This is a genomic window from Kitasatospora sp. NPDC089913, from assembly GCF_044748625.1.
GTDB lineage: Bacteria > Actinomycetota > Actinomycetes > Streptomycetales > Streptomycetaceae > Kitasatospora.
Map to the genome: position 1 here is coordinate 48,466 of NZ_JBIVGI010000002.1, position 26,422 is coordinate 74,887.

Here is a 26,422-nt window from a genome sequence, read left to right on the forward strand (position 1 = left end):
CGGTGCCCGTTCGGGGGCGTCGGCCACCTTTCTGCGTTCGATTGTTGGATCGTGGCCCTGGGCCTACGGGAACGGCCCGGCGGTGAACGCCGGGCCGTCCTGGGGGTTGCGTGTCAGGAGAAGACGACGGAGCGCAGCTTCAGCCTCGGGCCGAGGATCTTGCCGGGGTTCATCACGTAGTAGACGTCGCCCTCGCAGTTGAAGTCGAGGAAGACCGTGGCGGTCGACAGGGTGAGGTTCCGGGGCGAGTGGCCCGGCTCCTCGTCCGTGGCGCCGGGCAGGTTGAGGCACTCCTCGCTCGGCGGGTCGGTCAGCCCGTGGGGCAGGCCGGGGCCGACCTTGTAGAGGAACTCACCGACGGCGGCGTTGGCGGAGGTGGGGAGGGCGACGACGAGGGCGGTGGACGCGGCGGCGGCCAGCATGGCGAGGCGGAGACGACGCATGGGTGCAGCCTTTCGGACGAGCCCCTAGGGACCCGGCGGAGTGAGACGGAAATCGCGCTCAGTTGGCAGTGAAGCACCGAAAGTGAATGCTCGCCTCCGCGCGTTCGGGTGAACGGGAGCGCGTAACGGCGCTCGCCCCACGGCGCGCGCCCTTCGCCGGTCCGCGTGGAATCGACGCACTGACGATGCACGTCAGGGCGGCGACTGTCGGCCGGCGGTGCCGGTCCGGCTGCGGTGACGCGCCCGGGGAACAGCGTGGTTGTGCCCGGGGACGTGGAGTCCTGCGCCCCCGAGGCCCGTTCCACGGAGCTCTGACCGGCCGCCGTCGGCCGGCCGCGTCACCAGGACGCGTCGGTGCCCGCCACGACGACGTCCAGGGCCGGCCGCGGGGCCCGGCCGAGCAGGGCGGCGAGGTCTCCGGGCTTGCCCGGGCCGGCCAGGAAGCCGTGGGCGATCGACGTCAGGGTGCCCACCACCATGGGCACCTGGAAGGACGCCGTGCCCGCGGCGGCGATCCCCGCCCGCGCCTGGGCGAGGGTGCCGGGGCGGTACTCGACCGGAGCGCCGGTGCTCCGGGTGAGTGCCGCGGCGACCTCGGCGCCGCCCACCGCCTCCTCGCCGACCAGCTCGTAGACCCGGCCCGCGTGCTCGGCCGGTGCCGACGCGACCTTCGCCGCGATCTCGGCGAGGTCCTCCCGGGCGACCGCAGCCAGGCGTCCGTCGGCGAGCGGCGCGGTGATCACGCCGTCCGCGTCCGGCCGGGCCAGGACGGCCAGCAGCTCCGCGTAGAGGCCGTTGCGCAGGACGGTCCAGCGCAGGGTGGCGGACTCGCGCAGCCGCCGCTCCGTCCAGCGGTGCGCGAGCGCGTAGGGGAGGTGGTCGCCGTCGCCGGAGAGGCTGGTGTAGACGACGTGCTCCACCCCGGCGCGCTCCGCCGCCTCGATCGCCGCCCGGTGGCGCGCGATCACCACGTCGTCCTCGCCGTAGCCGGCCGAGACGAGCAGCAGGGTCCGCACCCCGGTGAAGGCCTCGGCCAGCGTCTCCGGCCGGTCGAAGTCGACCTCGCGCACCGGCACGCCGGCCGTCCGCACGCGCTCCGGCGTCCGGCTGCCGGCCACCACGCCCTCCGGCCCGCCCGGCCGTTCGGCGAGGCGCTCCAGGACCAGCGAGCCGAGTCCGCCGTTGACACCTGTGACGAGAAGCATGGTTCCTCCGGAAGTCCTGTCGATCCCGTACCGGCCGTGCGGTCCGTCCGCCCGGCCCCGGCCGCCCTGCTCGGCGGCCCGGTCTCCATCCTCGATAACCTGGGCGTTCGACATAAGGAGGCACTTCGATGTCAGTGGGGCACACCGGGGTAACCACCCCGGCCGAGGGAGCGCGGCCGGTGGTCTGGTGCGAGGACGGTGAGGACTGCGGCATCCGTGACCTGCTGAACCGGCTCGGCGACCGCTGGACCGTCCTGGTGGTGGTCGAACTCGCCCAGGGGGTAAGGCGGTTCCGTGAGCTCCAGCGCGGTGTGCCGGGGATCTCGCAGCGGATGCTGACCCTGACGGTCCGCCGGCTGGAACGCGACGGCCTGGTCTCGCGCACCGTCCACCCGACGATCCCGCCCCAGGTGGACTACGAGCTGACTCCGCTCGGACACAGCCTGACCCATCTGGTGCGTGCCATGGCGGACTGGTCGTACGACCACCACGACGCGATCGTCGACTCGCGGCAGAGCTGGGACGACGCCAATCCGGGCTCGGAGATTCGCTGAATCACCGATATGGGGAGCGGAGCTGACGTCGTGTCAGCGCTCGAACCGCATCTCCGGGAAGAGCGGCGAGGGCCCGTCCAGGAGGCGGTCGTCGTGGCCGCGCAGCCAGCGGTCGAGGAACGAGCCGACGTAGGCCCGGGTGGCGAGCACCGCCCGCTCCGGCCGGATGTCGCCGATGTCCGCGCGGACGGCTTCCTCCGGCACGGCCCCCTGGCGGGCGAGCTGGGGCAGCAGCGACTGCGCGTCGGTGTAGGAACCGTGCTGCGAGCCGAGCAGGGTGACATCGGCCTTCCAGCCCCGGGTGTGCTGCCAGAACGCGGCCCAGCCCGGCTGGCCCGGGTAGCCGCCGGAGTCCTCGCTCTCGGTGCCCATCAGCAGGAACGGGCGGTCCAGGCCGTCCTCGGCGACGCTGCTCAGGTGCACCCCGGTGCCGTCGGGGCCGGGGAAGTGCAGTTGGCCGTCCAGGTTGACGCCCGCCTTGATCCGGGGGTCGTCGTGCATGGCCTGGGCGGCCGTGAAGCCGCCGGCGGAGTGGCCGACCATGCCGATCCGGTCGAGGTCCAACGATCCCGCCAGCGCGGGCGGCAGCCGACGGTCGGTGCGCAGCGCGGCCAGCTCGTCCAGCACGAAGCGGGTGTCGGCGACCCTGGTCGCCAGTGCCTTGCGGAGCAACGCGCCGATGTCCAGGCCGGGTTGACCGGCCAGCGCGGGGAGGACGGAGGTGGTCAGCCGGCCGTCCGGGAAGGCCACCTCGGAGGAGTCGGACGGGTGGTCGACGGTGACCACGACGTATCCGCGCGAGACGAGGTCCTCGACCAGCGCGGTTCCCCAGGTGCGGGGGTCGCCGAGCCCCGCCGAGTAGAGCACCACCGGGCGCGGCCGGGCGGCGGGCAGCGCCGGGGCGTCCTGCCCGGCGTGGGTGCGGACCCCGGACCAGTCGGTGCGGCCCGGATCCGTCCGGTAGTTGAAGACGCCGGCGCCGTCCGGGCCGCCGAAGTGCCCGGCGGCGCGCGGCTCCATGTAGCGGGCACGCCCGTCGGCCTGGACGGGGCGGGTGGCGGGGTACCAGACGCTGATCATCAGCTCCCGGTCCCGCCCCGGCTGCCAGGGGTCGTCCCGGCCGTGGTCGACCAGCCGCAGCGCGGTGGTGCCGATCGCGTACGGGCCGGTGGGCTGCGGCAGTCCGGCCCTGGCCAGGCGTTCGGCGACCGCCGGCGCGGCCTCCGCCGGGGCCGTCGCCGCCCCGGCGCCGCCCAGCACGGCCGTGGCCGCCAGGGCGACCGCGACGCCGGTCCGCAGTCCCCGTCCGTGGCCCCGTGCGGCTCGTCCCTGCACCCGCTCGCGCATGCTCCCAGCTCCCCGTGGCGTGCGGCCCGCCGTCCGCCGGCCGGCCCGTACGGCGACAGTACGGGCCGGGGCGGTGCGTGGACGTCATACCGCGGAGCCAACCCGCCGGGTCATACCCGGGTACTACTCGGGCACGACCCGGGCGGGCGTACCGGGGGCGGCGGCCGCCCGGCACCGGAGCGGCGACGGCGCCCCGTCAGCGGTGGCGGCGCCCCGTCAGCGGTAGCGACGCAGCTCGCGCCGGGCGAGCGAGCGCTTGTGCACCTCGTCCGGCCCGTCGGCGATCCGGATCGTGCGGTTGAACGCCCACAGGGCGGCGAGCGGGGTGTCCTGGCTGACACCGGCGGCGCCGTGGGCCTGGACGGCCTTGTCCAGGATCCATTCGACGGTGCGCGGTGTGGCGATCTTGATGGCCTGGATCTCGGTGTGCGCGCCGCGGTTGCCGACGGTGTCCATCAGCCAGGCGGTCTTCAGCACCAGCAGCCGCAACTGCTCGATCCGGACCCGGGATTCGGCGATCCAGTCCTGGACGACACCCTGCTCGGCGAGCGGTCCGCCGAAGGCGCTGCGGTCCAGGACGCGCCGGCAGGTCAGTTCGAGCGCCCGCTCCGCGATGCCGATGGCCCGCATGCAGTGGTGGATCCGGCCGGGGCCGAGGCGGGCCTGGGCGATGGCGAAGCCGGCGCCCTCCTCGCCGAGCAGGTTCCCGGCCGGGACCCGGACACCCTCGAAGGTGACCTCGGCGTGGCCGCCGTGGTCGGCGTCGTCGTAGCCGAAGACGGTCATGCCGCGCCGTACGGTGACACCGGGGGTGTCGCGCGGCACCAGGACCATGCTCTGCTGCCGGTGCGGCTCGGCGCCGGGATCGGTCTTGCCCATCACGATCAGGAGGCGGCAGTCGGGGTTCATCGCGCCGCTGATGTACCACTTGCGGCCGTCGACCACGTACTCGTCGCCGTCGCGCACGATCCGGGTGGCGATGTTGGCGGCGTCGGAGGAGGCGACGTCGGGTTCGGTCATCGCGAAGGCGGAGCGGATCCGGGCGTCGAGCAGCGGTTCCAGCCAGCGTTCGCGCTGCTCGGCGGTGCCGAACCCGGCCAGCAGCTCCATGTTCCCGGTGTCGGGGGCGGCGCAGTTGAGGGCGGGCGGGGCGAGGTGCGGGCTGCGGCCGGTGATCTCGGCGAGCGGCGCGTACTGGAGGTTGGTGAGTCCGGCGCCGTGCTCGCCGGGCAGGAAGAGGTTCCACAGCCCCTGCTTGCGCGCCTCCACCCGCAGGTCGGCGACCACCGGCGGGATCTCCCAGCGCGGCCGGGCCGGGTCGGCGAGCTGGGCGGCCAGCACCGGTTCGGCCGGGTACACCTGCCGGTCCATGAACTCCTCCAGCCGTTCGCGGAGTTCGAGGGTGCGGCGGTCGTAGGAGAAGTCCATCGGTCAGTGTCCCTTCAGCGTGGTGAGGCCGTGCTCGATCAGGACGGGCGCCGCCGTGCCGGCCCGTTCGAACCCGGCGCCGAGGGTTCGGCCCTGGCGGAACCGGTAGTGGATGCCCTCGGCGACGACGGCGAGCTTGTAGGCGGCGAACGCCACGTACCAGTCGAGTTCGGCGGCGTCCCGGCCGGTGGACCGCGCGTAGCGGTCGACGAGTTCGGCGCTGCGCGGGAAGCCGGGCGCGGTGGCCGCGGCCGGGACGAGTCCGCCGCCGACACCGGCCAGTTCGGTGTACATCACCAGCAGTCCGACGTCGGTGAGCGGGTCGCCGAGGGTGGACATCTCCCAGTCCAGGACGGCGCCGATGACGTCCCGCCCGTCGTGCTCCTGGAGCAGCACGTTGTCGAGCCGGTAGTCCCCGTGCACCAGGGCCGGGGCCGGGGAGGCCGGCCGCCGGGCGGTGAGCAGTTCGTGCAGGCGGTCGACGCCGGGCAGGTCACGGCTCCGTGATGCCTCCAACTGCGTCGACCAGCGCCGCAGTTGACGCTCGAGGTAGCCGTCGGGACGGCCGAATCCGGCCAGGCCGACCGCCGCCGGGTCGATCCGGTGCAGGGTCGCGAGGGTGTCCACCAGGGCCTCGCCCACCGCCCGCACCCGGGCCTTGCCGAGCGCGCCGAAGGCCTCGGCGTCCCGGTGCACGACGCCGGGCACGAAGGCCATCAGGTACCAGGGGGCGCCGAGCACCTCCGTACCCGGGTCCAGGTGGACCGTCTCCGGCACCGGCACCCCGGTGCCGCGCAGCGCCGTCATCACCCGGTACTCGCGGCCCATGTCGTGCGCGGTGGCGAGCACGTGCCCGAGCGGCGGCCGGCGCAGCACCCAGTCGTTGACGCCGTCGGTGAGCCGGTAGCTGAGGTTGGAGCGGCCGCCCTCGATCAGCCGCGCCCGCAGCGGACCGGCCACCGTACCGGGCAGGCTGCGCTCCAGGTGGTCGCGCAATCGCCCCAGGTCCAGCCCCTGCGGCGACGCCGAGGCGGGCTCCGGACCTGGCTCCGGTGCGGGCTCCGACCTGCTCTCCGGTGTGCTGTCCGACCTGCTCTCCGGCACGGGCACTCTCCCTCCGTCCGCCGACCGCGTCGTCGACGACCAAGCACTGACCAAGCGCCGGCCAAGCATCGGCCAAGCCCTGACTAAGCGCTTGCTCAGCATTCAGCCGACGGCGGTGCCGTGTCAATGCCGACGGGACGTCACAATGAGCGCCATGAGGTTGATCCACACCGTCGCCGGCGTGCTGCTCCTGCTGCTCACCATCGGCAGCATCCTGCGCACGCTCGTCGTCCCGCGCGGCCTGTACAGCTCCCTGGTGCACGGTCTCTGGCGCGCCCTGCGCACCGCACTGCGACTCGCCGCCGCGCCGTTCGGCACCTACCGCGCGCAGGACCGGGCCCAGACCTGGCTGGCCCCGCTGATGCTGACCGGCATGCTCGCCGTCTGGCTCGGCGGCATGCTGATCTCCTACACGCTGATACTGCACGGCACCTCGGGGCTGGACTGGTCGGTGTCCTTCCGCGAGGCCGGCTCCAGCCTCTTCACCCTCGGCTTCGCCAGCGGCGACCGGCTCCACCTCTCCGTGATCGACTTCATCGCCGCCTCCAGCGGCCCGCTGGTGATCGCCCTGCAGATCGCGTACCTGCCCACCCTCTACGCCGCCTACAACCGGCGCGAACTGGAGGTGACCCTGCTCCAGTCCCGGGCCGGCGAGCCCGCCTGGGGCCCGGAACTGCTCGCCCGGCAGTCCCTGGTGGACACCGAGACCGCCCTCCCCCAGCTCTACCGGGACTGGGAGCGCCTCGCCGCCGACCTCGGCGAGAGCCACTCCAACTACCCGGTGCTGATCTCCTTCCGCTCCCCGCAGCCCAACCGCAGCTGGGTGGTCGGGCTGATCGCCGTCATGGACGCCGCCGCCGTCCACCTGGCGATCAGCCCGCGCAGCGCACCGCCGGAGGCCCGGCTGGTGCTCCGGGCCGGGTTCACCGCGCTGCGCGACATCGGGCGCTCGATGCGGGTCGACTTCGACCCGGATCCGGCCCCGGACACCGCGATCCGCCTCAGCTACACCGAGTTCGACGCCGCCGTGGCCCTCATCACCGCGGCCGGCTTCCCCCACGAACGGCCCGCCCACGAGGCGTGGCCGCACTTCCAGGGGTGGCGGGTGAACTACGAGCCGCTGGCCTACGAGCTGGCCCGCCGCAGCGACGCCGTCCCGGCACTGTGGAGCGGCCCGCGCGACTTCCGGGCCCCGGTCATCCCCCCGGCCCGCCCCGCCGACCGCCGACCGCAGGGCGGCAACACGGGCTGACCCGCGGGCTGACCCGCGGGCTGATCCGCGGGCTGATCTGCGGGCGCGCCGAGGTGCCGAGGCACCTCCCCGTTCGCCGGTCGTCGGGCGAGGAGGGGCGTCGGGGGTGGGCGCCGAGGGCACTTTGCAAAGTGCGCCAGGACTTTGCAAAGTGCCCTCGGGCAGCCTCCGCCCCTCAGCGGGGCACCGTCCTACTTCGGCTTCCGCTGGGTGAACCGCAGCATGTTCCCGGCCGGGTCGCGGAAGGCGCAGTCCCGCACGCCGTACGGCTGGTCGATCGGCTCCTGGAGCACCTCGCCGCCCGCCGCGCGGATCCGCTCGAAGGTCGCGTCGCAGTCCTCGGTGGCGAAGATGACCGCCCGCAGCAGCCCCTTGGCCAGCAGCTCAGCCATGGCCTGCCGGTCGGCCTCCGAGGCGTTCGGGTCCGCCAGCGGCGGTTCGAGCACGATGTCCACCTCGGGCTGCGAGGGCGCGCCGACCGTCACCCAGCGCATGTTCTCGAACCCGACGTCGTTGCGCACCTCCAGGCCGAGGATGTCGCGGTAGAAGGCGAGCGCCTTGTCGTGGTCGTCGACGGCGATGAAGCACTGTGAAAGCTTGATGTCCATGCGCCTCACGCTACGGGCGGGGCGGACGACGCGCTTCTCCGTTCCTGACCGGTCGGGTGTAGAGCTTCGCGTAGCAGGCCGGGATCGCGGCGCCGTCCTCGTGGTCCCGGGCCCGGTAGGCGCTGGGGCTCTCCCCGACCAGCTCGGTGAAGCGCGAACTGAACGACCCCAGCGAGGTGCAGCCCACCGCGAAGCACACCTCCGTCACCGAGAGGTCCCCACGCCGCAGCAGCGCCTTGGCCCGCTCGATCCGCCGGGTCATGAGATAGCTGTACGGGGTCTCCCCGAAGGCGGCCCGGAAGCTGCGCGAGAAGTGGCCCGGCGACATCAGCGCCACCCGCGCCAGCGCCGGCACGTCCAGCGGCAGCGCGTAGTCGCGGTCCATCGCGTCACGAGCCCGGCGCAGCCGGACGAGGTCCTCCAGGATCACCCCTCCACCCTCGCACAGGGCGGCGACAACCGCTCCGACCAGGTCGTTCATGCTCTGCGCCATGTCCTCCGCGCACAGCCCCGCCCACCATGACGCCGCCGCCGGTCACACCTGCGCCTGCTGCGCCGAACAGCACGACGGGCCGCCGCTCTCCTACGGCTCCCCGGCCCCGACGGGCTGGAAGCCGCGTTACGCCCGGCGCCGGGACAGCGAGCTCACCCCCGACCAGTGCGTGATCAAGGGCCGGGAGTTCTACGTCCACGGTCTGATCGAGATACCGGTGCGGGACACCGGCGAGACCTTCTCGTGGGGCGTCTGGGTGTCGCTGAGCGAACCGAACTTCGCCCGGGCCCACGACTCGTGGGAGGACCCGGCCCGGGAGCAGGAGCCCCCGTACTTCGGCTGGCTGGTCACCGAACTGCCGGTCTACCCCGAGTCCACCCTGCTGCTCAAGACGCAGGTGCACACCCGGGCCGTCGGCCTGCGCCCGCTGATCGAGCTGGAGCCGACCGACCACCCGCTGGCGGTGGAACAGCGGGAGGGCATCACGGCGGAGCGGGTGCGCGCGTTCGCGGACCAGCTACTGGGCGGCTGAGCGGTTGGGGGCCGAGAAGCCGAGGGCGGCTCCTCGGCCCCTCGGTCGCCTCAGACGTCGACGGTCGTGCCCGCCGCGAGCGAACGTTCGGCGGCCGCGAGGATCTCCACCGTACGCAGGCCGAACGCGGCCGAGCAGGGGTGGGCCTCGCCGGTGCGGGCGGCGGTCGCGAGCGCGTCCAGCGCGCGGTGGAAGGCCGCGTGCGGGCCCTCCCCGCGCTCCGGCAGCCGGACGGTGCCGGCCTCGCCGCGCAGCTCCATCGCGGTGCCGCCACCGGCGACCGGCGCGGTCAGGCTCAGCGTGAGGGTGCTGGAGGCACCGCCGACGTGGCGCAGCACCAGGTGCACGGTGTCCAGCGGGCCGGGCACGGCGGTGACGGCGGTCGCGTCGCCGAGCACGGGCAGCAGCACCGAGAGGGCGTGCGGGCCGACGTCCCAGAGCGCGCCCTTGTCCTTGCGCCACTGCGAGGCCGCGTACGCGCTGGTGGAGTCGGGGACGAAGACCGAGCCGAGCCAGTCCGAGCGGCCGGTGAACCAGCCGCCGACGGCGGCCTGCTCCTCGATCCACGGCAGCTGCTCGCCACCGAAGCGGACGGTGAAGAACACCACGGAGGCCACCCGGTGCGCCTCGGCCGCCTCGACCACCCGGCGGGCGTCGGGGACGGTGAGCGCGACGGGCTTGTCGAGCAGCAGGTGGCAGCCGGCCTCGGCGGCGCGCACCGCGAGGTCCGCCTGCACGGTCGGCGGCAGGGCGATCGAGACGGCGTCGACCTCGGCGAGCAGCCGGTCGAGCTCGGTGTGGCCGGGGACGCCGTACTTCTCGCCGAGCGCGGCGGCCGCCTCGGGGCGACGGCCCCAGACGCCCGCGAACTCGACGCCGGGGTGCTCCGCGAGGGCGGGCGCGTGCACCCGCTCCGCCCAGGTGCCGGTGCCCAGGAGTCCGATCCGCATGGTGCTCCTACTTTTCTCTTCGCGTGCTGGTGGGGTGTCGGTCGTGCGGTCCCGCGGTCGTGCGGTTCACGGTTCTGCGGTCCACGGGCCTGCGGTTCCGTGCGGGCACGGACGCCGCTGCCCGGAGCAGAAGCTCCGGGCAGCGGCTCGTACGGCTCGTCGGCTCGTACGGCTCACACAGCTCGTACAGCTCGGCGCCGGGCGCCGGCGAGCGGGCGAGCGCGCGAGGCCGTCAGTCGGCGGCGGGCGCGGAAACCGTCGGCGCCGCGTCCACGGTCTTCGCCGCGTCCTCGGCCTCGAGGGCGTGCGCGGCCTTGGCGGCCCGGCGCTTCATGAACCAGGCCGAGAACGCGCCGACGGCGACGGCGAGGAGCAGACCGATCCAGGAGAACTTCGACAGCCACTGCTCGGCGACCTTGCCGACCTGGTAGACCAGCCACGTCGTACCGCCGGCCCAGACCACGCCGCCGAGCACGTTGGCGATCAGGAACTTCCAGTACGGCATCTTCAGGGCGCCCGCCAGCGGGCCGGCGAAGATGCGCAGCAGGGCGATGAAGCGGCCGAAGAAGACGGCCCACATGCCCCACTTCTGGAAGGAGCGCTCGGCGCTGGCCAGGTGGCTGGGGCCGAAGTGCTTGGGGAACTTGCGGCCGAGCTTCTCGAACAGCGGCTTGCCGCCCTTGCGGCCGATCGAGTAGCCGATCGAGTCGCCGATGATCGCGCCGGCGATCGCGCAGACCGCCACCCAGACCGGGCTGACCACGCCGCGCGCGGACAGCAGGGCGGCGGAGACCAGGGCGATCTCCCCGGGGAGCGGGATGCCCAGCGACTCCAGTCCGATGATCAGCGCAACGAGGGCGTACACCGCGCCCGGTGGTACGCCTTCGATCCAGGCGTCGATGTGCAGCAAGGCCAGTACCTCCGTGGCAGGACGAGACCCGCGGCAGGCCCGCCCAGGTCCCGATCAGGTCCCCGCGGCTCGCGCGCCGGTCTCGACAGTCGTCCGAATGGCGGCGCCAGGCCGCTCCCCGAGAGGGCAGCCTAACGTGCCGGGCGGCCCGTCCCCTCGGCCGATCACCCCTGCGTACGACGTGCGGGGCGGCCCGGCGGTTCCGTGCCCGGGGCGATCCGCGGAACCGGGTCTCCGCCGGGGCGTACGCCGGAGCGACCGGCGGCCGCGCGGGCGGGCGAAGCCCGGACCCCGCTTGACGTGCTCGCGCACGCCACCGAATCGGATTGGTCACGGTTCGCCGAACGCCGTCCGAACCGGCTTCCCTCGCCCCCTTCCGGGTCTAACCTCCTTTTCCAACAAGGCAGTTGATATCACTGGGGGACGCCGTGATGATCCGTGCCCGCAACATCCGCAAGCGCGCCGCCCTCACCGCCACGTCCGCCGCCCTGGCCCTGGCCCTCGTCTCCGGGTGCGGCGGCGACGGCGGGAGCCCGGTCGCCGACACCCTCGACACCGCCTCGGCCGGACCGTCGGTGTCCGACACCGCGCCGGCCGTCCCGACGACCGACCCGACCACCCGGGCCCCGGCGCCGACCCCGACCCGTCCTCCGGCCCCCTCCCCGACCGGGCCGGCCGAGCCCGTACCGACCGCGACGGCCGCCCCGAGCCCGGTCCGCCCCAGCAGCAGACCCCCGGCCGCACCGAGCACCACCCGGCCCGCCGCAACGCCCACCACCCGGCCGAGCACCCCCGCGGCCACCAGGCCCGCCACCACCGCCCCGCCCGCCGGGGGCGCGTCCTCGCTCTGGGGCGGCCAGTACCGGGGCACCGCCCGGGTCACGGTCCAGCTGTACGACTACTGCTCGCTCGACGGCGCCCGGCGGCCCGCCGGCTCACAGACGTACTCGATGGCCACCACGCTGTCCGTCGAGCGCCCCCGGGAGGCCGGCGGGCTGCGCGAGAACAACCCCTTCGCGCTGGTTCTCTCCGTCGGCCCGCCGGGGCAGACGGGGGCGGTGGGCCTGGGCACGTCCGTCGCCGTCGCGACCAGCTCGGGACAGCTCCTGCTGACCTACTGGAAGCTGTCCTGGGACAGCGGCACGCTGCGCGGCCAGCTCACCGACAACCACGTGCGCGAGGCCGCCGCCCTCAACCTGATCAACTGGGCCACCCTGCTCGTGCCGTGCCGGCCCGAGCTCGGCACCCTCCCGGGCGGCATGCCGCACTCGGTGGCCGTCGGCGCGAGCCTCTCCGGCAAGCTGACCGCCACCAGCACCTCGCTGACCGCCAAGGGCGCCTCCGACGACGGCCTGGTCGAGTTCACCTTCGAGTTCAGCGGGAGCCGCTGAGTGGACGCGGCCGGGCTGGCCGCCTGGGGGACGCGGGTCGCGGTGATCGCGGCCCCGGACGAGCGGGACCTCGCCCCGTCGATCACCCTCGCCTACGCGGCCGGGGGCAGGGCACGCCGGGACCTCTACCGCCGGGCCGGTCACACCCCGGGCGGCATCGGCGGCGGGCTGGTCACCGTCCTGCCGCAGCTGCTCGACGCGCTGGCCTACGCGGCCCGCGAGGTCGGGGACGTGCTGGGCAGCGCGCAGTTCGGGAACCTGGTCTCGGCGACGGCCCTGCTGGTCAGCCTGCGACGGCGGTCCGACCTCGGCGGGCCGCCCGGCACCGGCCCCGACCCCGGCACCGGTAGCCGTAGCGGCCCCGACCCCGGTGGCGGGCCGGGGGAGCCGACCGCCGCGGCCGTGCACGCCACCGCCCGGCTCGGCGCCCGGCTCCGGTCCCGGGGAGTGCCGCCGCCGGACGCCGACCGCCTGGCCTGCGAGCTGCTGGCCGGACTCCTCAACAGTCCCGACCGGCACGAAGCAGCGGCCTTCCTCGACCGGCTGGTCGCCGCCGAACCCCCCGAGCCCACGGTCCGTCCCCGGCGTCGACCGTTCGGCCGCCGACGCCTGGGACGGGCCACCGACCCGCCGCCCGTGCCGGGGCCCGAACCGGACGACCGCTCCGGCCGCTCCGGCCGCCCCGACAGCCCCGACAGCCCCGACAGCGGGACCGAAGACCCCGGGAACACCCGGTGAGACGTCCGCCCGGGCCGCCGCCCTGGCTGTGGCTGCTGACCGGCCTCTACCTGTCCCAGGTACCGGCGACCGTCACCTGGTGGACCGCCCAGGCCAAGGACCTCCTCGGCCTGGGCGCCTACCCCGAACAGGTCACCACCACCGGCGGCTTCCGCGCGCTGCTGGCACTGTCCGTGGCCCAGCTCGCCCCCACCGCGTTCCTGCTCGCCGGGATCCTCGCCCTGCCGCTGCCCCGGCTGCGGTGCCGGTTCACCGAGTGGCGCCACGACCTGCGACGGCCCCTTCCCGGGGAGCCCTTCGCCGAGATCCAGCGGTTCCTCGCCGACCGGGCGCCCGGCGTCGAACTGCGCGTCAGCCCGACCCGCTCCGACCTGACCGCCCGCGTCTACCCCGCCGGGCCGCGCGCCACCCGGATCGCCGTCTTCGTCCCGCTGACCGTGCTCTGGCGCCGCGACCGGGCGGCCGCCGAGACCCTGCTGCTCCACGAACTCGGCCACCACCGCAACGGGGAGCAGCACGTCGCCGGGCTCGGCAGCCCGTTCGTGGCCCTGCTGCGGAGCTGGCCCTACGTCTTCGCGCTGTGCGGGCTGCTGCCGGCGGGCCTGCTGCTCGTGTCGGGGGAACCGTCCGCGCACCTGATGTTCGCCCAGGTCGTGCTGGTGCTGCTGCGGGTGCCGGAGGTACTGCTGCTGCCGGTCGGCGCGCTGTGGAGCGCCGAGCTCGCGGCCGACCGGCACGCCGCCGCCGCACGGGGCGGGGCGGCACAGGGCGGCGCGGAACTGCTGCGCGTGCTGGCCGCGGTGGAGGAGGCCGACACCGGCCGGCTGGCCGCGCTGCACCACCCGCCCGCGCGGCTCCGCCGCTGGTTCGCGCGCCGGGCCGGGAGCCCGTCGGCGCAGCTGCTGCTGGTGGCGCTGCTGCCCCTGGCGCTCCTCGCCGACCTGCTGCTGACCGTCGCCGGCGCGACGGTCGCGTACCGGCTGCTGGACGTGCCGTGGGAGCGGGCCGCCGGGCGGGCGCTGTCGCTGGCGGACCACCAGGTCACCGCCGGTCCCGAGTGGTGGGCCGTGCTGGCCGTCCTCGCCGTGTGGCCGCTGCTGGCACCGGTCTGGCCCCGGCTCTGGGCACCGGACGGCCGTCCCGGCGGCAGGCTGTCGCCCGGACCCTACGCGACCGCCGTCCTGGTACCGGCGCTGGTCCTGGCCGTGGCCCTGGCGCCGTGGGGCAGCACGGCCGACCCGGTCGCGGCGAAGGCCCCGGCCCCGGCTCCCCCGGCCGACCCGGTCGCGACGGCGGCCCCGCCTCCCGCCACCGACCCGACGGGACAGCCGACCGGCACCGCCATGGCCACCGCCACCGCCTGCCCGACGCCGTCCCCGCCCGCGGCACCGGCCAGGCCGACCGGTCTGCCCGCGCCCGCCACCGCGGCCGGGGAGCTGCCCGCCACCGACCCGGCCGCCGTCCCGCCCGGCACCTTCCGCACCGCCCGGGTGGTGTCCGCCGAACCCCTGCTCGGCACGCCCCGGCAGCTCGTGGACGAGGTCGCCGACCGGCTCTCCGGTGCCCGGTGGACCCTGGCCGCCGACGGCACCCTCACCGACGACACCGGCGAACCGCCCCTGCGGCGCACCGGTGGTCTGCACGGCGAGAAGCACACCACCACCGAGGTGAGCGCGACGGCCGTCTGGACCGACGCCGACCTCCGCCCGGCCCCCGACGCCGACGGCTTGCGGCTGGTCCTGGTCCGGGCGGCCACCGGCGTCAATCACGCGGTGATCGCCTGCCGGGCCTTCGACGCCACCACGACAACCGCCGGCGTCTTCGTCCTGGAGCTCAGCCCGACGCCCTGAACCGCGTTTCCCCGCGCCGCGCCGCCCTGCCCCGCCCCGCGCCGCCCTGCCCCGACGCCCGGGCGGCGGCCGCCGTCTGCCGGAAGTACCTCCAGGACCACCTCGCCGGGCAGGTGCGGGCGAACGAGAACGCCCGGAAGCAGCGGACCTGCCGGAGGATCAGGAACGGTGCGGAGCAGGCCGACCAGTACCTGGAGGGCTTGCGCGCGTCGCGGCGGCGGAACTACGCGCCGCTGTCCCCGGTGTCCCGCGCCGGGCCGTCGGCGAAGTCCAGGACGGTGACCGTCGGACGGTGGGTGGACAGCGGGGGGACGGTGAGGGCCAACGGGAGCAGGGCGGCGGCGAGGCCGCTGCCGCCGGTGGGGCGGACGTCGCGGACGGCGGTGACGGCCGGGCTCGCGGTGCGGAGCTTGTCGCGCTCGCGGGCGTCCATCCCCCACGGCATCGGGGGCGCCTGGTAGCCGGGGGTGCGCATCTTCCCCTCCCGGGTGAGGCGGGCGAACCAGCGCGGGACGGCGTCCAGGACGAGCGAGCCGCCGGGGAAGCGTTCCGCGCAGCCGGCGACGAGGTCGCGGACCTGGGGCGGGGCGAGGTACATCAGCAGGCCCTGGGCGGTGATCAGGACGGCGCGGTCCTGGTCCACCGCCTCGGCCCAGGTGGCGAGGTCGGTGGCGTCGGCGGCCAGGCAGCGCTGTCGCGGCCCGGGGGGCAGGAGGCGTTCGCGCAGCTCCACGGCCTCGGGGAGGTCGACGGAGAGCCACTGCGCGCGGCCGTTGTCGACCCGCCAGTACTGGGTCTCCAGGCCCTCCCCCAGGCAGACGACCGTACCCCGCGGTTCGCGGGCCAGGAAGTCGGCCACCTCGCGGTCGAAACAGCCGACCCGCAGGGCCTGGAGGCGGGACTGCCATCCGCTGGTGCCGAAGCGCTCCGCGAACGGGAAGTCGATCCGGTCGACGAGGGCGACGGCCTCGGGGTCGTGCAGCAGCGCGTCCGGCCGACGGGCCTCGACGGCCCGCTGCCAGAGGGTCCACAGTGCCGTCTCGGGCACCGCCGCCAGGTCCGGACGCTCCGCGCCGCTCATCTCTCGCTCGCTCCCTCGGGTGGTGGGGCCGGCCCCCGACGACCGTGCCCCCTACGACCCGCCGATTCTGACACTGCGGCTGATTCTGACACCGCGGGGGCGTGAAGCCGGGGTGCGTCCGCCCGGCGCGCCGGGCCGCGCTTCCACGCGCCGGTCAGCCGACACTGAACGCGCCGTCCGGCGGGGGCGGGGAGTCGGTGGCGGTGGCGTCGGTGACCGGGGCGGTGCGGCCGGCGAAGGCCGCGAGGTCGGCGCCGTCGGTCAGCCGGGCCGGGAAGATGTCCCCGGCCAGCCGCCGGACGAGGTCCGCGACGGGCAGTGGTCCGGCCGAGCCGACCAGCAGGATGTTCCCGTAGCGGCGACCGCGCAGCACCGGGGGCTCGGCGATCAGGCAGGTCTGCGGGAAGACCGCGCGCAGGGTCGCCGTCTGGGCGCGGGCGAAGGCGAGCGGGGCGCCGTCGGCGAGGTTGGCCGCGTAGAGGCCGCCGGGCCGCAGTACGGCGGCGGCCAGGCGCAGGAACTCCACCGAGGTGAGGTGGCGGGGGGTGCGCGAGCCGTGGAACACGTCCGCGACGACGAGGTCCAGGCTGCCGGGCGCGGTCCGCGCCAGGACGGCCAGGGCCTCGCGGGCGTCGCCGACCTCGGCGGTGATGTCGACGCCGGGCCCCTGCCACGGGAGGTGCTGTTCGACCAGGTCGAGCAGCGGACCGTCCACCTCCACCACGCGCTGGCGCGAGCCGGGGCGGGTGGCGGCGAGGTAGCGGGGCAGGGTCAGGGCGCCGCCGCCGAGGTGGAGGGCGTCCACCGGGCGTCCGGGGCCGCCCGGCCCGTCGCCACGCCCACCACCGGGCCCGTCGTCCGACCCGTCGCCCGACCGGTCCTCGGCCCCGTTCCCGGCCCCGTCCTCGGCTCCGTTCCCGGCCCCGTCGAGCGCGTCGACGAGGTGGCCGAGGCGCCGGGTGTACTCGAACTCCAGGTAGGTCGGGTCGCCGAGGTCGACGTACGACTGCGGGGTGTCGTCCAGGGTCAGCAGCCAGCCGCCGTCGTGGTCGACGTCGGGGAGCAGCTTCGCCCGCCCGAGGTCGGTCTCGCGCAGTACGGGCAGTCGTTCGTCGGCCGGGGAGTCCTCGGACGGTGCGGCGGTCGGGTCGGGCATCTCGGGCATGTCCGCAGCATAGGCGGCGGGCCCGAGTCGCCGTCACGCCCGAGGCTACCGGCCGGTATCGTCAGGGGGTCCGGGCGCCGAGGTCCCGGCGTCCCGCGATTCCGACCGGAGTCCGACCAGAGATTGGGTGCGAGTGGCCATGGAGTTCCGCGAAGACATCCTGGGTGCCCCCTACGAGGCGGCCGAGCTGCCGCTGCGCCCGGACGAGGAGGGCGAGGTCACGGCGACGCTGGTCCGCCGACTGGTCCCCGGCTCGGACCAGGCCGTCCTCTACATCCACGGCTACAACGACTACTGGTTCCAGACCCACCTCGCCGACCACTACGTGGCCGCCGGCTTCTCCTTCTACGCGATCGACCTGCGCAAGTACGGCCGCTCGCTGCGCGCGCACCACTCGCCGAACTTCGTCCGCGACCTCACCGCCTACGACGAGGAGCTGGACCAGGCGGTGCGGATCATCCGCGAGCAGGACGGCCACGGCCGGCTGCTGGTCAACGGGCACTCCACCGGCGGCCTGATCGCCGCGCTGTGGGCGGGCCGCCGGGCCGGGCGCGGCCTGGTCGACGGGCTCTTCCTCAACAGCCCGTTCCTGACCATGCCGGCCTCCCCCGCCGTGCGCACCCTCGGCGCCCCGGCCCTGGAGGCGATCGCCCGCCTCTCGCCCACCCGGGTCCTGCCGTCCGCGCTCAACCCGCACTACGTGCACAGCCTGCACCGGGACTTCCGCGGCGAGTGGGACTTCGACCTGAAGCTCAAGCCGGCCGAGGGCGTGCCGCTGTTCGCCGGCTGGCTGGCCGCGATCCAGCGCGGCCACCGCGAGGTGCGGCGCGGGCTCGGCATCGACGTGCCGGTGCTGCTGATGGCCTCCACCGCCTCGATCGCCACCACCCGCTGGCACGCCGCGCTGCACCACGCGGACGCCGTCCTGCGCGCCGACGACATCGCGGCCGCCGGGCCGCACCTGGGCCGCCATGTGACGATCGTCCGGATCAAGGGCGGGATGCACGACCTGGTGCTGTCCGGCGAGACCGCCCGCACCCAGGTGTTCACCGAGCTCGACCGCTGGCTGGGCGCGTACTTCCCGCTCGCCGTGCACTGACACGACGCACCGGACCGAAGATCCGTTCGGGCCGGACCGAAGATCCGTTCGGGGGGTCGGGGGTGCGCCGCCCCCGGCCCCCCGATCGCTCCCCGTGCGCCTGCTGTGCGCCCGCGAGTCCGTGCAAGGCTACCCGGGCCATTGTCACTTACCTTGCCGAGCAGGCAAGTTGAGGAGCCAGCATGCCGCATGGACACGGCCCGCAGGACGACCGCCCGTCCGGACACAGCGATCCCTCCCTGTACCGCACGCCCGCCGAGGCGATCGCCGCTCCACCGGAGAAGCTCGCCTACGTCGCCGGGTTCGACCGGTCGGCGCAGCGACCGGACGCGCTGATCACCGTCGACACCGACCCGGCGTCGCCGAGCTACGGGCGCGTGCTCAACTTCACCGAGATGCCCGACGTGGGCGACGAACTGCACCACTTCGGCTGGAACGCCTGCTCCAGCGCCCTCGCGCACGCCTGCCACGAGAACCCCGAGCGGCGCTACCTGCTGCTGCCGGGGCTGCGGTCGTCCCGGCTGCACGTCCTGGACACCCGGCCCGACCCGGTCCGGCCCAGACTGGTGAAGACGGTGGCGGCGGAGGAGCTGGCCGCGAGAGCCGGCTACTCGCGCCCCCACACCCTGCACTGCGGGCCGGACGGCGTCTTCCTGTCCTGCCTCGGCGCGGCCGCGGGCGGCGACGGACCCGGCGGGGTCGCCGTGCTCGACCACACCACCTTCGACGTGCTGCGCCCCTGGGAGACGGAGCGCGGCTCGCAGAACTTCTCCTACGACGTGTGGTGGCACCTGGGCAGCAATGTGGGCGTCACCAGCGAGTGGGGCACCCCGTGGATGGTCGAGGACGGGGTCGTGCCGGAGCTGCTGCTCGGCCGCAAGTACGGGCACGCGCTGCACTTCTGGGAGCTGGACACCGGGCGGCACCTGCAGCGGATCGACCTCGGCGACCAGTACCAGATGGTGCTGGAGCTGCGCCCGGCCCACGACCCGCAGGCCGAATGGGGCTTCGCCGGGGTGGTCACCAATGTCGAGGACCTCTCGGCCTCGGTCTGGCTCTGGTACCGGCAGGGCGAGGCGTTCACCGCGCGCAAGGTGATCGAGATACCGGCCGAACCGGCGAAGGCCGAGGACCTGCCGCCGGTGCTCCAGCCCTTCGGCGCCGTGCCGCCGCTCGTGACCGACATCAACCTGTCGGTGGACGACCGCTGGCTGTACGTCTCGGCCTGGGGCACCGGGGAGTTGCTCCAGTACGACGTGTCGGACCCGTTCCACCCGCTGCTCACGGCCTCGGTGCGGCTGGGCGGGGTGACGACCAGGACCCCCCACCCGGCCGAGCCCGGGCGCCCGCTGAGCGGCGCGCCGCAGATGGTCGAGATCAGCCGGGACGGGCGGCGGGTCTACCTCACCAACTCGCTCTACGGCGCGTGGGACGATCAGTTCTACCCGGACGGCATCGAGCCGTGGATCGTCAAGCTGGACGCCGACCCGGAGACCGGCGGGCTGACCGTGGACCCCCGCTTCTTCCCGCACGGCGCGGAGTTCCGGGGGCTGCGGGTGCACCAGACGCACCTGGCGGGCGGCGACGCCTCCTCGGACTCCTACTGCTACCGGTAGCGGCGGCGACGACGGCGGCGGGCAGCACCGGCCGGTCCGAGCGCGGACCGCTGCTCAGAACCGGCCGAGCACCGGGTCGTGGTGGATCCGGGCGGCGGGCAGCCCGGCGGCGGCCAGGCGGGTGCGCACCTCGTCGACCAGGCCCGCCGGTCCGCTGACACAGGCCCGGTGCTCGGACCAGTCGGCGGCCCGGCCGACCGCCTCGGCCAGCCGACCGCCGGGGGCGATCGGGGCCCCGCCGTCCTCGGTGACCGGGACGAGTTCCAACCAGGGCTTGCGGAGGCCGAGTTCGGCCAGCGCCGGCCAGTCGTAGAGCTCGTCCCGGCTCCGCGCGCCGACGAAGAGGTGGACCCGCTGTCCGCGCGGGCGGTGCTCCGCCAGCCGTTCCACGATCGCCTTCATCGGGGCGAGCCCGGTGCCGCCCGCCACCAGCAGGAGGTCCCTGGTGTCGTCCTCCGGCATCAGGGTGCCGCGCGGCGGCCCCAGCCGGAGGCGGTCGCCGACGACGGTGCTCCCGACCAGCGCCGCGCTCACCCCGCCCGGCCCGGTGCGCCGGACGTGGAACTCCAACTCGTTGTCGGCACGCGGCGCGCAGCCCATCGAGTACTGCCGCCAGGTGTGCGGCAGGGCCGGGTGCTCGACCGTCCCGTACTGTCCGGCCCGGTACGGGTAGGGCTCGCCGGTGCGCACCCGGAGCACGGCGAGGTCGTGGCGGCGGCGCTCGTGGCCGACCACCGTGGCGTGCCAGTACGGGGGTTCGGTGAGCGCCGCCTCGGCGCCCGCCACCATCGAGCGGACGGTGAAGCGCAGCATCCGCACCCAGGCCGCCTCCAGCCCGGGGTGCCACCGGGAGCCCGCCCGGTACCGGACCGCCTCGCGGAGCGCCTCTTCGAAGGCCTCGTAGTGGACCGGCCGGACACCGAGCTTCCGGTGGTCGCGGCCGAGCCGGGCGAGGGTCTCGGCGAGTTCGTCCGGCCGGTCCAGCCGCTCGATCACGTACTCGAACATCCGCTCCAGGTGGGCCTGCTGGAACTCCATGGACTCCGGGAACAGCGCGCGCAGGAACGGGCGGTGGCTGAACATGCGGGCGTAGAGGTGGTCGATGAGCTCGTCGAACGGGGCTACCAGGGCCAGGTCCCGGAGGATCAGCCGGCGGTCGGCCGCCCCGTCGTAGCCGCTGCGGCCGTCGGCGCCGGGCGGCGAGGGTGCGTCCTGGGGTGCGGTGGAGAAGGACGGCGCCGGTGCGAGGATCTGTCGGCGCAGCCGCATGGCATGGTGTCGCGCGATCAGCCGGTCGTACTCGGCGGTGGTGCTGGTGGTGTCCATGCCGGGCAGCCTAACGAGCACTGACACCTCGTCAGTCACCCGTCGGACCGGTGCTGTTCACCGTCCCGATGGGCGGCCGGCCGATTCCGGGCAGGCGGCGGCCCGGGGCCGCCGCGGAACCAGTAAACGGCTCCGCCCGGGTGTCGGGACAGGGCCGGTGGTCCCTGGCCGGACGGGACCACCGGCCCCCCGCGGGCTCCGGGAAAAGGACTACCGACCCGTCGACGGGGCTTCCGAACCAGAACCAGAACCAGAACCAGAACCGGAGCCGGCACCCGAGTGCGACTGCGACTGCGCACCGGGGTCGGGCCGGTCCGCGGCCCCCTGCTCGGGGCGGCGCGCGCTCGCGGCGCCCCCGGACGGGCCGGTCGCGATCCAGCTCGCCAGCAGCCGCAGCGACTCGGCCGAGGGCGAGTCCGGCTCGGCGTGGTAGGCGACCAGCACCTGGTCCGGGTCGCCGGCCGGGCGGAAGGTCTCGTAGCGCAGGGTCAGCCGGCCGACCACCGGATGGCGCAGCTCCTTGACCCCGTGCCCCTTGTCCAGGACGTTGTGCGCCGCCCACAGCCGCCGGAAGTCCTCGCTCTTGACCGAGAGTTCGCCGATCAGCGAGGTCAGCCGGGGGTCGTCCGGGTCGCGGCCCGCGTCGAGCCGGAGCATCCCCACCAGGTCCGCCGCCTTGCTCTCCCAGTCCAGGTAGAGCTCCCGGTTGCCCGGTTCGAGGAAGACGTGCCAGGCCAGGTTGCGCCGCTCCGGCGGCAGCGCCGCGACGTCGCCGATCACGGCGTTGCCGAGGCGGTTCCAGGCGAGCACGTCGAGCCGCCGCCCCAGCACGTAGGCCGGGACACCGTCCATCGCGTCCAGCAGCTGCGTCAGCTCGGGCCGGACCTGCTGCGTGCGCGTCGGGCGGCCCCGGCCGGGGCGGCGGCGCACCGGCCGGGTGATCCGCAGCAGGTGCTCGCGCTCGGCCGGTTCGAGCCGCAGCGCGCGGGCTATCGCCTCCAGGACCGCCGTGGAGACGTTGTCGCCGTTCCCCTGCTCCAGCCGGACGTAGTAGGCGGTGCTCACCCCGGCCAGCTGGGCCAGCTCCTCGCGGCGCAGCCCCGGGACCCGGCGGCGGCCGCCGTAGTCGGGCAGGCCGACATCGGCCGGCCGCAGTCGGGCCCGCCGGGACCGCAGGAATTCGCTGAGCTCGGTGCGCTGGTCCATGCCAGCAGTATGGGCCCGCCCGCCGCGGCGGACGGGCGCCGAGGGTGATACTGCCGGTGGTAGGACCGGTGGTCGTACGACGACCACTGGCCTGGCCCGGCCCGAACGACGCGCCGAGGCTTGGGGCATGGCGAACACGACGAACACCACGATCACCGCAGGCACCGCAGGCACCGCAGCCACCGACACCGGCACCGGCACCGGCACCGGCACCGGCACCACCGTCACGGACTCCCCCGACCGGCCCGGCCGGATCGCGGTCTACGCAGCCCCGGCGCCGAAGACTCCGCTGGAGCGCACCACCGTGCCGCGCCGGGCGCTCGGCCCGGAGGACATCCTGATCGACGTCCGCTACGCCGGGATCTGCCACTCGGACATCCACCAGGTCGACGAGGACTGGGGCCCCGGCATCTTCCCGATGGTCCCGGGCCACGAGATCGCCGGAGTGGTCGCGGCGGTCGGCTCCGCCGTCTCGCGCTGGACGGTCGGCGACCGGGTCGGCGTCGGCTGCTTCGTCGACTCCTGCCGGGAGTGCGACAACTGCTCTGCCGGGCTCCAGCAGTACTGCACGGGCGGGGACGGCATCGTGCTCACCTACAACGGCCGCGGCCGGGACGGTTCGCCGACCTATGGCGGCTACGCGAAGCAGCTGGTGGTGGACGAGCGGTACGCCCTGCGCATCCCCGACGCGCTGCCGCTGGACGTGGCCGCGCCGCTGCTCTGCGCGGGCATCACTGTCTACTCGCCGCTCAGCCACTGGGGTGCCGGTCCCGGGCGGAGGGTCGCCGTGGTCGGGCTCGGCGGGCTCGGCCACCTGGGAGTGCGGCTCGCCCGGGCCAAGGGCGCGGAGGTCACCGTGCTCAGCCAGTCGCTGCGCAAGCGGGAGGACGGGCTCCGGCTCGGCGCCCACGACTACCGCGCCACCTCCGACCCGGCGACGTTCACCGAGCTGGCCGGACGGTTCGACCTGATCCTCAACACCGTCTCGGCCGACCTCGACCTGAGCGCCTACCTCGGGCTGCTGCGCACCGACGGCACGCTGGTCCAGCTGGGCGCGCCGGTGAAGCCGGTCGGCCTGGGCGCGCACGCGCTGCTCACGGGGCGGCGGTCGCTCTCGGGCTCGATGATCGGCAGCCTGGCGGAGACCCAGGAGATGCTGGACTTCTGCGCCGAGCACCGGATCGGCGCGGAGATCGAGCTGATCCCGGCCGAGCGGATCAACGAGGCGTACCGGCGGGTCCTGGCGAGCGACGTGCACTACCGCTTCGTCATCGACACGGCGACGATCTGACGCCCGCCGACGGGCTGCCCGGCCGCCGCGGTCCAGCTGCCCGCTCGACGGAACGCACGACGAACGACGCCCCGTCCCCGGCGCTCTCCCTTCGCCGGGGGCGGGGCGCCGGCCCTGTCGGGGGGGGGGGGGGGGGGGGGCCCCCCCCCCCCCCCCCCCCCCCCCCGGCCCCCCCCCCCGGCGGGGGGGGGGGCCCCGGCCCTGTCGGCGGTGGCGGGCGTCGGTCACCGGCCGCGACCGCCGCCCGCCACCGCCTTCTCAGACGCCGGCCGGGTCGGCGGCCTCGCGTCCGGTCCGGTCCCGGCGCAGCCGACGGCGGCGCGGGGGCTGGTCGGGCAGCCACCCGAAGGCGAGGCAGCTGCCGATCACGCCGAACAGCATCCCGAGCAGGAAACCGCCGAGGTTGGAGGTGAGCCAACTGCCCAGCGAGGCCAGTACGGCGAGGATCGAGTAGAACAGCCGCTGGGCCGGGTTGAAGAGGATCAGCAGGCCGCAGAGCGCCATCACCGCCGGCACGAGGTAGCCGGCCAGCCCCTGGATCCCGATGTGCAGGACGACGGGCAGCGGGGCGCGCAGCGTGAAGAGGATCTCGGCGCCGCCGAACAGGACCAGCGCTCCTCCCCAGAACGGCCGCCGGCCCCGCCAGCCGCGCCAGGCCAGCCGGGCCCGGGCGGCCGCACCCGCCCGGGCCTTCGGCGCCGTCCGCGCTCCGGGTCCGGCCGGTGCCCCCGGCTCGCCCCCGGCCTCCGGACCGACCTGTGCGTCCGGCCCGACGTGGGCCTCCGCCTCCGCCGGTGTCCCCGGCTCGGGTCCCGCCACCGTCAGCAGCCCTCGGAGCTGAAGCTCAGCCGGAGGTTGGGCAGCTTGAAGGCGCCCGCGGTGGTGGCGTAGTTGTGCTGCCGGAGATTGCGGATCTTGACCGTGTCGGCCTGCTGGCCGAAGACCCCGGGCAGGCCCTTGACGCCTGCCTTGGTGTAGGTGCTGGCGTCCCCGCCGATCTCGATGTTCTTGAACTCCGCGTCGCCGGAGAGCAGATCGGAGTCGGTGGTGAGGTCGGTGGCGGTGACGGGGGTCCCGGCGTCACCGGCCCGGATCAACAGGTTGATACCGCCGAGCTCGACGCTCTGGCACAGCTTGGTGAGCGAGGCGTCCTTGATCGCCGAGACCGCGACCAGTACCTGTCCGCCGGTGTCACCGGCGTTGGGACTGTCCTCGATCATGTGGTCCAGGCTGCCGAACTGCTCGAAGCCGACGCCGTCCAGGCTGTCGGCGGTGACGACGAACGGCATGCCGGAGATGGCGAACTGGGCGGCGAGCACACCCTGCGCGGTCAGGGCCATCAGCACCGCGCCGGCGGCGACGGCGGGGACGGCCATCAGCGCCGTGCGCCTCAGCCGGACCCGGCCTCTTCCCTGGCCGGGTGACGCGGGTACCTCGGTGTTCTCGGTCGGGTGGGCGGCGTCCTCGGACGTGGCCATGTGTGCTCCCTCGGGTGGTGGGGACGGGCAGGCACTGGCACGTTGTCCTGGCGCGGACAGCGTTCTGCGGCACGGCAGCGCGGGACCACCCCTCGGCAGCGGGGCGGACCGGTCGGGCCGCAGTGGGTAACTGGGAAGCTACTGCCCGGTATTGACCGGGTCAATACGGGTGCACGAAGGATCATCGTCCGCCCCCGGACCGCGTTCCGGGGGCGGTCCGGCCGAGGCCAGGCGGCGTGCGGCCTCGGCCGGACCGAGGAACGGTGCCAGGCAGAACAGGCTCAAGGTGGGCAGCAGGTCAGGGAGTTCGGCGGTGCGGTCGGTGTCGATGCAGCGCTGGAGTGTGGAGTAGACACCGCCGACCACCGCGTCGATCATCGCCTCCACCCCGATGCCGTCCGGGAGTTCGGGGATCTCGGCGAAGAACGCCCGGAACCGGATCAGGAGCTGCTCCCGCTCGCGTCGTCCGGCCGGACCGACCGCGTCCAGTTCGATGACCGCCATGGTCGCGAAGGCCGGCACCCCGGCCAGCAGTCCGAGCATCGCCCGCAGGGCCTCGCGGATCCCGCCGCACCAGTCCGGCGAGGCGGCGAACGCCCGCGCCATCCGCCGGATCACCACCCCGGTGCCGTGCCGGTGGGCGGCGAGGAAGGCGTCCTCCTTGCCGGTGAACAGCTCGTAGAAGACCGGCCTGGTCACCCCGGCCGCGCGACAGATGTCGCTCACCGTGGCGCGCTGGTAGCCGTGTTGCGCCACGGTGTGGACCAGCCCGTCGAGCAGGCGCTCGCGCTGGGTCGCCGCGACCACCCCGGGCGGCAGCCGGCTCGGCCCGGGTTTGATCGATCGGGCCGGGTCGCGCCCGGCGCGCGCACCGGGGATCAGGACCACGTCGGCATTCCTGCGGAGATCCGGGTCCATTGCCATCTTCCGTCCCCAACTCCTGTGCATTGCCTTGACATTGGCGCGACATCAGGTTTACAACACTGGCGGGTTTCCAATCCGCGGCCGAGTCCGCCGGAAGCCCGCACGCGTTCCGACTGCTCAGTATGGCGAACGCATGCCCGGCGGTGGCAGCCGTCGACGTGCACCCTGCACTCCCGCAATCGCGTTGGACCGTTCCACCCCGCCGTACTCAGCCGTACCCGGCCGGTTCCTTCCGGCCGGCCCAGGCCGTGCCGTACCCGCCGCACAACGTCGTGCCGCCGGTACCACGCCGTACGGGCGGGCCCGTGGCGCCGGGCCCGCCGAGTCGCCGTTCGCGGCGCCCCACCTCGCACACCCCCCGTTCCGGCCGGGCGCGGCCGACGATGCCGCGCACCCCCACACCGACCGCACGGGCTCCCCCACCCGACTCG

The 26,422-nt window shown here is 74.7% G+C and carries 25 protein-coding genes; 9 read left to right on the forward strand and 16 right to left on the reverse strand.

Annotation, left to right across the window (positions count from 1 at the left end):
* Positions 1–113: 113 nt before the first annotated feature.
* Positions 114–443, reverse strand: coding sequence for a hypothetical protein (locus ACIPYS_RS04445; protein WP_400742999.1), 330 nt, complete (start codon positions 441–443; stop codon positions 114–116).
* A 338-nt stretch (positions 444–781) separates the two neighbouring features.
* Positions 782–1,648: an NAD(P)H-binding protein gene (locus ACIPYS_RS04450; RefSeq protein ID WP_400743002.1), complete on the reverse strand. Its 867-nt coding sequence runs from the start codon at positions 1,646–1,648 to the stop codon at positions 782–784.
* A gap of 128 nt (positions 1,649–1,776) precedes the next feature.
* On the opposite strand from ACIPYS_RS04450, the gene ACIPYS_RS04455 reads away from it, so the two are divergent.
* The gene (locus tag ACIPYS_RS04455; RefSeq protein WP_093863485.1) at positions 1,777–2,202 is read left to right on the forward strand and encodes a helix-turn-helix domain-containing protein; all 426 of its coding nucleotides are present in this window, start codon (positions 1,777–1,779) and stop codon (positions 2,200–2,202) included.
* Between the two features lie 33 nt (positions 2,203–2,235).
* Here the strand turns inward: ACIPYS_RS04455 and ACIPYS_RS04460 are convergent, their stop codons facing one another.
* The 3 genes from ACIPYS_RS04460 to ACIPYS_RS04470 form a co-directional block, all read right to left on the reverse strand.
* On the reverse strand, positions 2,236–3,549 hold the full coding sequence (locus tag ACIPYS_RS04460; protein ID WP_400743007.1) for an alpha/beta hydrolase family protein: 1,314 nt from the start codon (positions 3,547–3,549) through the stop codon (positions 2,236–2,238).
* A gap of 216 nt (positions 3,550–3,765) precedes the next feature.
* The gene (locus ACIPYS_RS04465) at positions 3,766–4,977 is read right to left on the reverse strand and encodes an acyl-CoA dehydrogenase family protein (RefSeq protein ID WP_400743010.1); all 1,212 of its coding nucleotides are present in this window, start codon (positions 4,975–4,977) and stop codon (positions 3,766–3,768) included.
* Between the two features lie 3 nt (positions 4,978–4,980).
* Positions 4,981–6,081 (reverse strand): phosphotransferase family protein, encoded by a 1,101-nt coding sequence (locus ACIPYS_RS04470; protein ID WP_400743012.1) that lies wholly within the window; start codon positions 6,079–6,081, stop codon positions 4,981–4,983.
* Between the two features lie 154 nt (positions 6,082–6,235).
* Between ACIPYS_RS04470 and ACIPYS_RS04475 the strand changes: the two genes are divergently transcribed.
* Positions 6,236–7,333 carry a hypothetical protein gene (locus tag ACIPYS_RS04475; RefSeq protein ID WP_400743015.1) on the forward strand — a complete coding sequence of 366 codons (1,098 nt, stop codon included), beginning with the start codon at positions 6,236–6,238 and terminating at the stop codon, positions 7,331–7,333.
* 191 nt (positions 7,334–7,524) lie between these two features.
* On the opposite strand, the gene ACIPYS_RS04480 is transcribed toward ACIPYS_RS04475, so the two are convergent.
* Complete coding sequence (locus tag ACIPYS_RS04480) at positions 7,525–7,941, reverse strand: VOC family protein (protein WP_093865354.1); 417 nt, start codon at positions 7,939–7,941, stop codon at positions 7,525–7,527.
* A gap of 10 nt (positions 7,942–7,951) precedes the next feature.
* Positions 7,952–8,371, reverse strand: a complete 420-nt coding sequence (locus ACIPYS_RS04485; RefSeq protein WP_093863481.1) for a helix-turn-helix transcriptional regulator — start codon at positions 8,369–8,371, stop codon at positions 7,952–7,954.
* A 61-nt stretch (positions 8,372–8,432) separates the two neighbouring features.
* On the opposite strand from ACIPYS_RS04485, the gene ACIPYS_RS04490 reads away from it, so the two are divergent.
* Entirely contained in the window at positions 8,433–8,966 is a 534-nt protein-coding gene (locus ACIPYS_RS04490) for a DUF2199 domain-containing protein (protein WP_400743018.1), read from the forward strand.
* A gap of 50 nt (positions 8,967–9,016) precedes the next feature.
* Here ACIPYS_RS04490 and ACIPYS_RS04495 read toward each other — a convergent pair whose 3' ends face one another.
* Both ACIPYS_RS04495 and ACIPYS_RS04500 read right to left on the reverse strand, forming a co-directional pair.
* Positions 9,017–9,916 (reverse strand): Gfo/Idh/MocA family protein, encoded by a 900-nt coding sequence (locus ACIPYS_RS04495; RefSeq protein ID WP_400743021.1) that lies wholly within the window; start codon positions 9,914–9,916, stop codon positions 9,017–9,019.
* A gap of 232 nt (positions 9,917–10,148) precedes the next feature.
* The gene (locus ACIPYS_RS04500) at positions 10,149–10,823 is read right to left on the reverse strand and encodes a DedA family protein (protein WP_093865352.1); all 675 of its coding nucleotides are present in this window, start codon (positions 10,821–10,823) and stop codon (positions 10,149–10,151) included.
* A 434-nt stretch (positions 10,824–11,257) separates the two neighbouring features.
* Between ACIPYS_RS04500 and ACIPYS_RS04505 the strand changes: the two genes are divergently transcribed.
* The 3 genes from ACIPYS_RS04505 to ACIPYS_RS04515 are packed head-to-tail and all read left to right on the forward strand — an operon-like array spanning position 11,258 to position 14,805.
* Positions 11,258–12,217, forward strand: a complete 960-nt coding sequence (locus ACIPYS_RS04505) for a hypothetical protein (protein WP_400743024.1) — start codon at positions 11,258–11,260, stop codon at positions 12,215–12,217.
* Positions 12,218–12,955 (forward strand): hypothetical protein, encoded by a 738-nt coding sequence (locus tag ACIPYS_RS04510; RefSeq protein WP_400743026.1) that lies wholly within the window; start codon positions 12,218–12,220, stop codon positions 12,953–12,955. It abuts the gene before it with no gap.
* Positions 12,952–14,805 (forward strand): hypothetical protein, encoded by a 1,854-nt coding sequence (locus ACIPYS_RS04515; protein ID WP_400743029.1) that lies wholly within the window; start codon positions 12,952–12,954, stop codon positions 14,803–14,805. Before ACIPYS_RS04510 ends, ACIPYS_RS04515 begins: the two co-directional genes overlap by 4 nt.
* A 223-nt stretch (positions 14,806–15,028) precedes the next feature.
* On the opposite strand, the gene ACIPYS_RS04520 is transcribed toward ACIPYS_RS04515, so the two are convergent.
* Complete coding sequence (locus ACIPYS_RS04520; protein WP_093863477.1) at positions 15,029–15,886, reverse strand: class I SAM-dependent methyltransferase; 858 nt, start codon at positions 15,884–15,886, stop codon at positions 15,029–15,031.
* A 154-nt stretch (positions 15,887–16,040) separates the two neighbouring features.
* Positions 16,041–17,042, reverse strand: coding sequence for a spermidine synthase (locus ACIPYS_RS04525; RefSeq protein WP_400743939.1), 1,002 nt, complete (start codon positions 17,040–17,042; stop codon positions 16,041–16,043).
* 148 nt (positions 17,043–17,190) lie between these two features.
* Here ACIPYS_RS04525 and ACIPYS_RS04530 point away from each other — a divergent pair, with 148 nt between their 5' ends.
* Together ACIPYS_RS04530 and ACIPYS_RS04535 are read left to right on the forward strand one after the other, a co-directional pair.
* Positions 17,191–18,150 carry an alpha/beta hydrolase gene (locus tag ACIPYS_RS04530; protein WP_093863476.1) on the forward strand — a complete coding sequence of 320 codons (960 nt, stop codon included), beginning with the start codon at positions 17,191–17,193 and terminating at the stop codon, positions 18,148–18,150.
* A gap of 182 nt (positions 18,151–18,332) precedes the next feature.
* Positions 18,333–19,766 carry a selenium-binding protein SBP56-related protein gene (locus tag ACIPYS_RS04535; protein WP_400743033.1) on the forward strand — a complete coding sequence of 478 codons (1,434 nt, stop codon included), beginning with the start codon at positions 18,333–18,335 and terminating at the stop codon, positions 19,764–19,766.
* A gap of 54 nt (positions 19,767–19,820) precedes the next feature.
* Here the strand turns inward: ACIPYS_RS04535 and ACIPYS_RS04540 are convergent, their stop codons facing one another.
* Both ACIPYS_RS04540 and ACIPYS_RS04545 read right to left on the reverse strand, forming a co-directional pair.
* A complete protein-coding gene (locus ACIPYS_RS04540; RefSeq protein WP_400743036.1) occupies positions 19,821–21,092 on the reverse strand; it encodes a globin domain-containing protein in 1,272 nt (423 codons plus the stop codon).
* A gap of 210 nt (positions 21,093–21,302) precedes the next feature.
* Positions 21,303–22,298: a helix-turn-helix domain-containing protein gene (locus tag ACIPYS_RS04545; protein WP_400743039.1), complete on the reverse strand. Its 996-nt coding sequence runs from the start codon at positions 22,296–22,298 to the stop codon at positions 21,303–21,305.
* A 127-nt stretch (positions 22,299–22,425) separates the two neighbouring features.
* On the opposite strand from ACIPYS_RS04545, the gene ACIPYS_RS04550 reads away from it, so the two are divergent.
* Complete coding sequence (locus tag ACIPYS_RS04550; protein WP_400743042.1) at positions 22,426–23,589, forward strand: NAD(P)-dependent alcohol dehydrogenase; 1,164 nt, start codon at positions 22,426–22,428, stop codon at positions 23,587–23,589.
* Positions 23,590–23,847: 258 nt separating this feature from the next.
* On the opposite strand, the gene ACIPYS_RS04555 is transcribed toward ACIPYS_RS04550, so the two are convergent.
* The 3 genes from ACIPYS_RS04555 to ACIPYS_RS04565 form a co-directional block, all read right to left on the reverse strand.
* Complete coding sequence (locus tag ACIPYS_RS04555; protein ID WP_093865351.1) at positions 23,848–24,249, reverse strand: DUF6114 domain-containing protein; 402 nt, start codon at positions 24,247–24,249, stop codon at positions 23,848–23,850.
* 161 nt (positions 24,250–24,410) lie between these two features.
* Positions 24,411–25,067, reverse strand: coding sequence for a DUF6230 family protein (locus ACIPYS_RS04560; protein WP_231978033.1), 657 nt, complete (start codon positions 25,065–25,067; stop codon positions 24,411–24,413).
* 138 nt (positions 25,068–25,205) lie between these two features.
* A complete protein-coding gene (locus ACIPYS_RS04565; protein ID WP_400743045.1) occupies positions 25,206–25,955 on the reverse strand; it encodes a TetR/AcrR family transcriptional regulator in 750 nt (249 codons plus the stop codon).
* Positions 25,956–26,422: the final 467 nt, after the last annotated feature.

Coding starts and splice junctions, on each gene's coding strand:
- ACIPYS_RS04445 (WP_400742999.1), bottom strand. CDS start 443: ATGCGTCGTCTCCGCCTCGCCATGCTGGCCGCCGCCGCGTCCACCGCC.
- ACIPYS_RS04450 (WP_400743002.1), bottom strand. CDS start 1,648: ATGCTTCTCGTCACAGGTGTCAACGGCGGACTCGGCTCGCTGGTCCTG.
- ACIPYS_RS04455 (WP_093863485.1), top strand. CDS start 1,777: ATGTCAGTGGGGCACACCGGGGTAACCACCCCGGCCGAGGGAGCGCGG.
- ACIPYS_RS04460 (WP_400743007.1), bottom strand. CDS start 3,549: ATGCGCGAGCGGGTGCAGGGACGAGCCGCACGGGGCCACGGACGGGGA.
- ACIPYS_RS04465 (WP_400743010.1), bottom strand. CDS start 4,977: ATGGACTTCTCCTACGACCGCCGCACCCTCGAACTCCGCGAACGGCTG.
- ACIPYS_RS04475 (WP_400743015.1), top strand. CDS start 6,236: ATGAGGTTGATCCACACCGTCGCCGGCGTGCTGCTCCTGCTGCTCACC.
- ACIPYS_RS04480 (WP_093865354.1), bottom strand. CDS start 7,941: ATGGACATCAAGCTTTCACAGTGCTTCATCGCCGTCGACGACCACGAC.
- ACIPYS_RS04490 (WP_400743018.1), top strand. CDS start 8,433: ATGTCCTCCGCGCACAGCCCCGCCCACCATGACGCCGCCGCCGGTCAC.
- ACIPYS_RS04495 (WP_400743021.1), bottom strand. CDS start 9,916: ATGCGGATCGGACTCCTGGGCACCGGCACCTGGGCGGAGCGGGTGCAC.
- ACIPYS_RS04505 (WP_400743024.1), top strand. CDS start 11,258: ATGATCCGTGCCCGCAACATCCGCAAGCGCGCCGCCCTCACCGCCACG.
- ACIPYS_RS04520 (WP_093863477.1), bottom strand. CDS start 15,886: ATGAGCGGCGCGGAGCGTCCGGACCTGGCGGCGGTGCCCGAGACGGCA.
- ACIPYS_RS04525 (WP_400743939.1), bottom strand. CDS start 17,042: ATGCCCGACCCGACCGCCGCACCGTCCGAGGACTCCCCGGCCGACGAA.
- ACIPYS_RS04530 (WP_093863476.1), top strand. CDS start 17,191: ATGGAGTTCCGCGAAGACATCCTGGGTGCCCCCTACGAGGCGGCCGAG.
- ACIPYS_RS04535 (WP_400743033.1), top strand. CDS start 18,333: ATGCCGCATGGACACGGCCCGCAGGACGACCGCCCGTCCGGACACAGC.
- ACIPYS_RS04540 (WP_400743036.1), bottom strand. CDS start 21,092: ATGGACACCACCAGCACCACCGCCGAGTACGACCGGCTGATCGCGCGA.
- ACIPYS_RS04545 (WP_400743039.1), bottom strand. CDS start 22,298: ATGGACCAGCGCACCGAGCTCAGCGAATTCCTGCGGTCCCGGCGGGCC.
- ACIPYS_RS04550 (WP_400743042.1), top strand. CDS start 22,426: ATGGCGAACACGACGAACACCACGATCACCGCAGGCACCGCAGGCACC.
- ACIPYS_RS04560 (WP_231978033.1), bottom strand. CDS start 25,067: ATGGCCACGTCCGAGGACGCCGCCCACCCGACCGAGAACACCGAGGTA.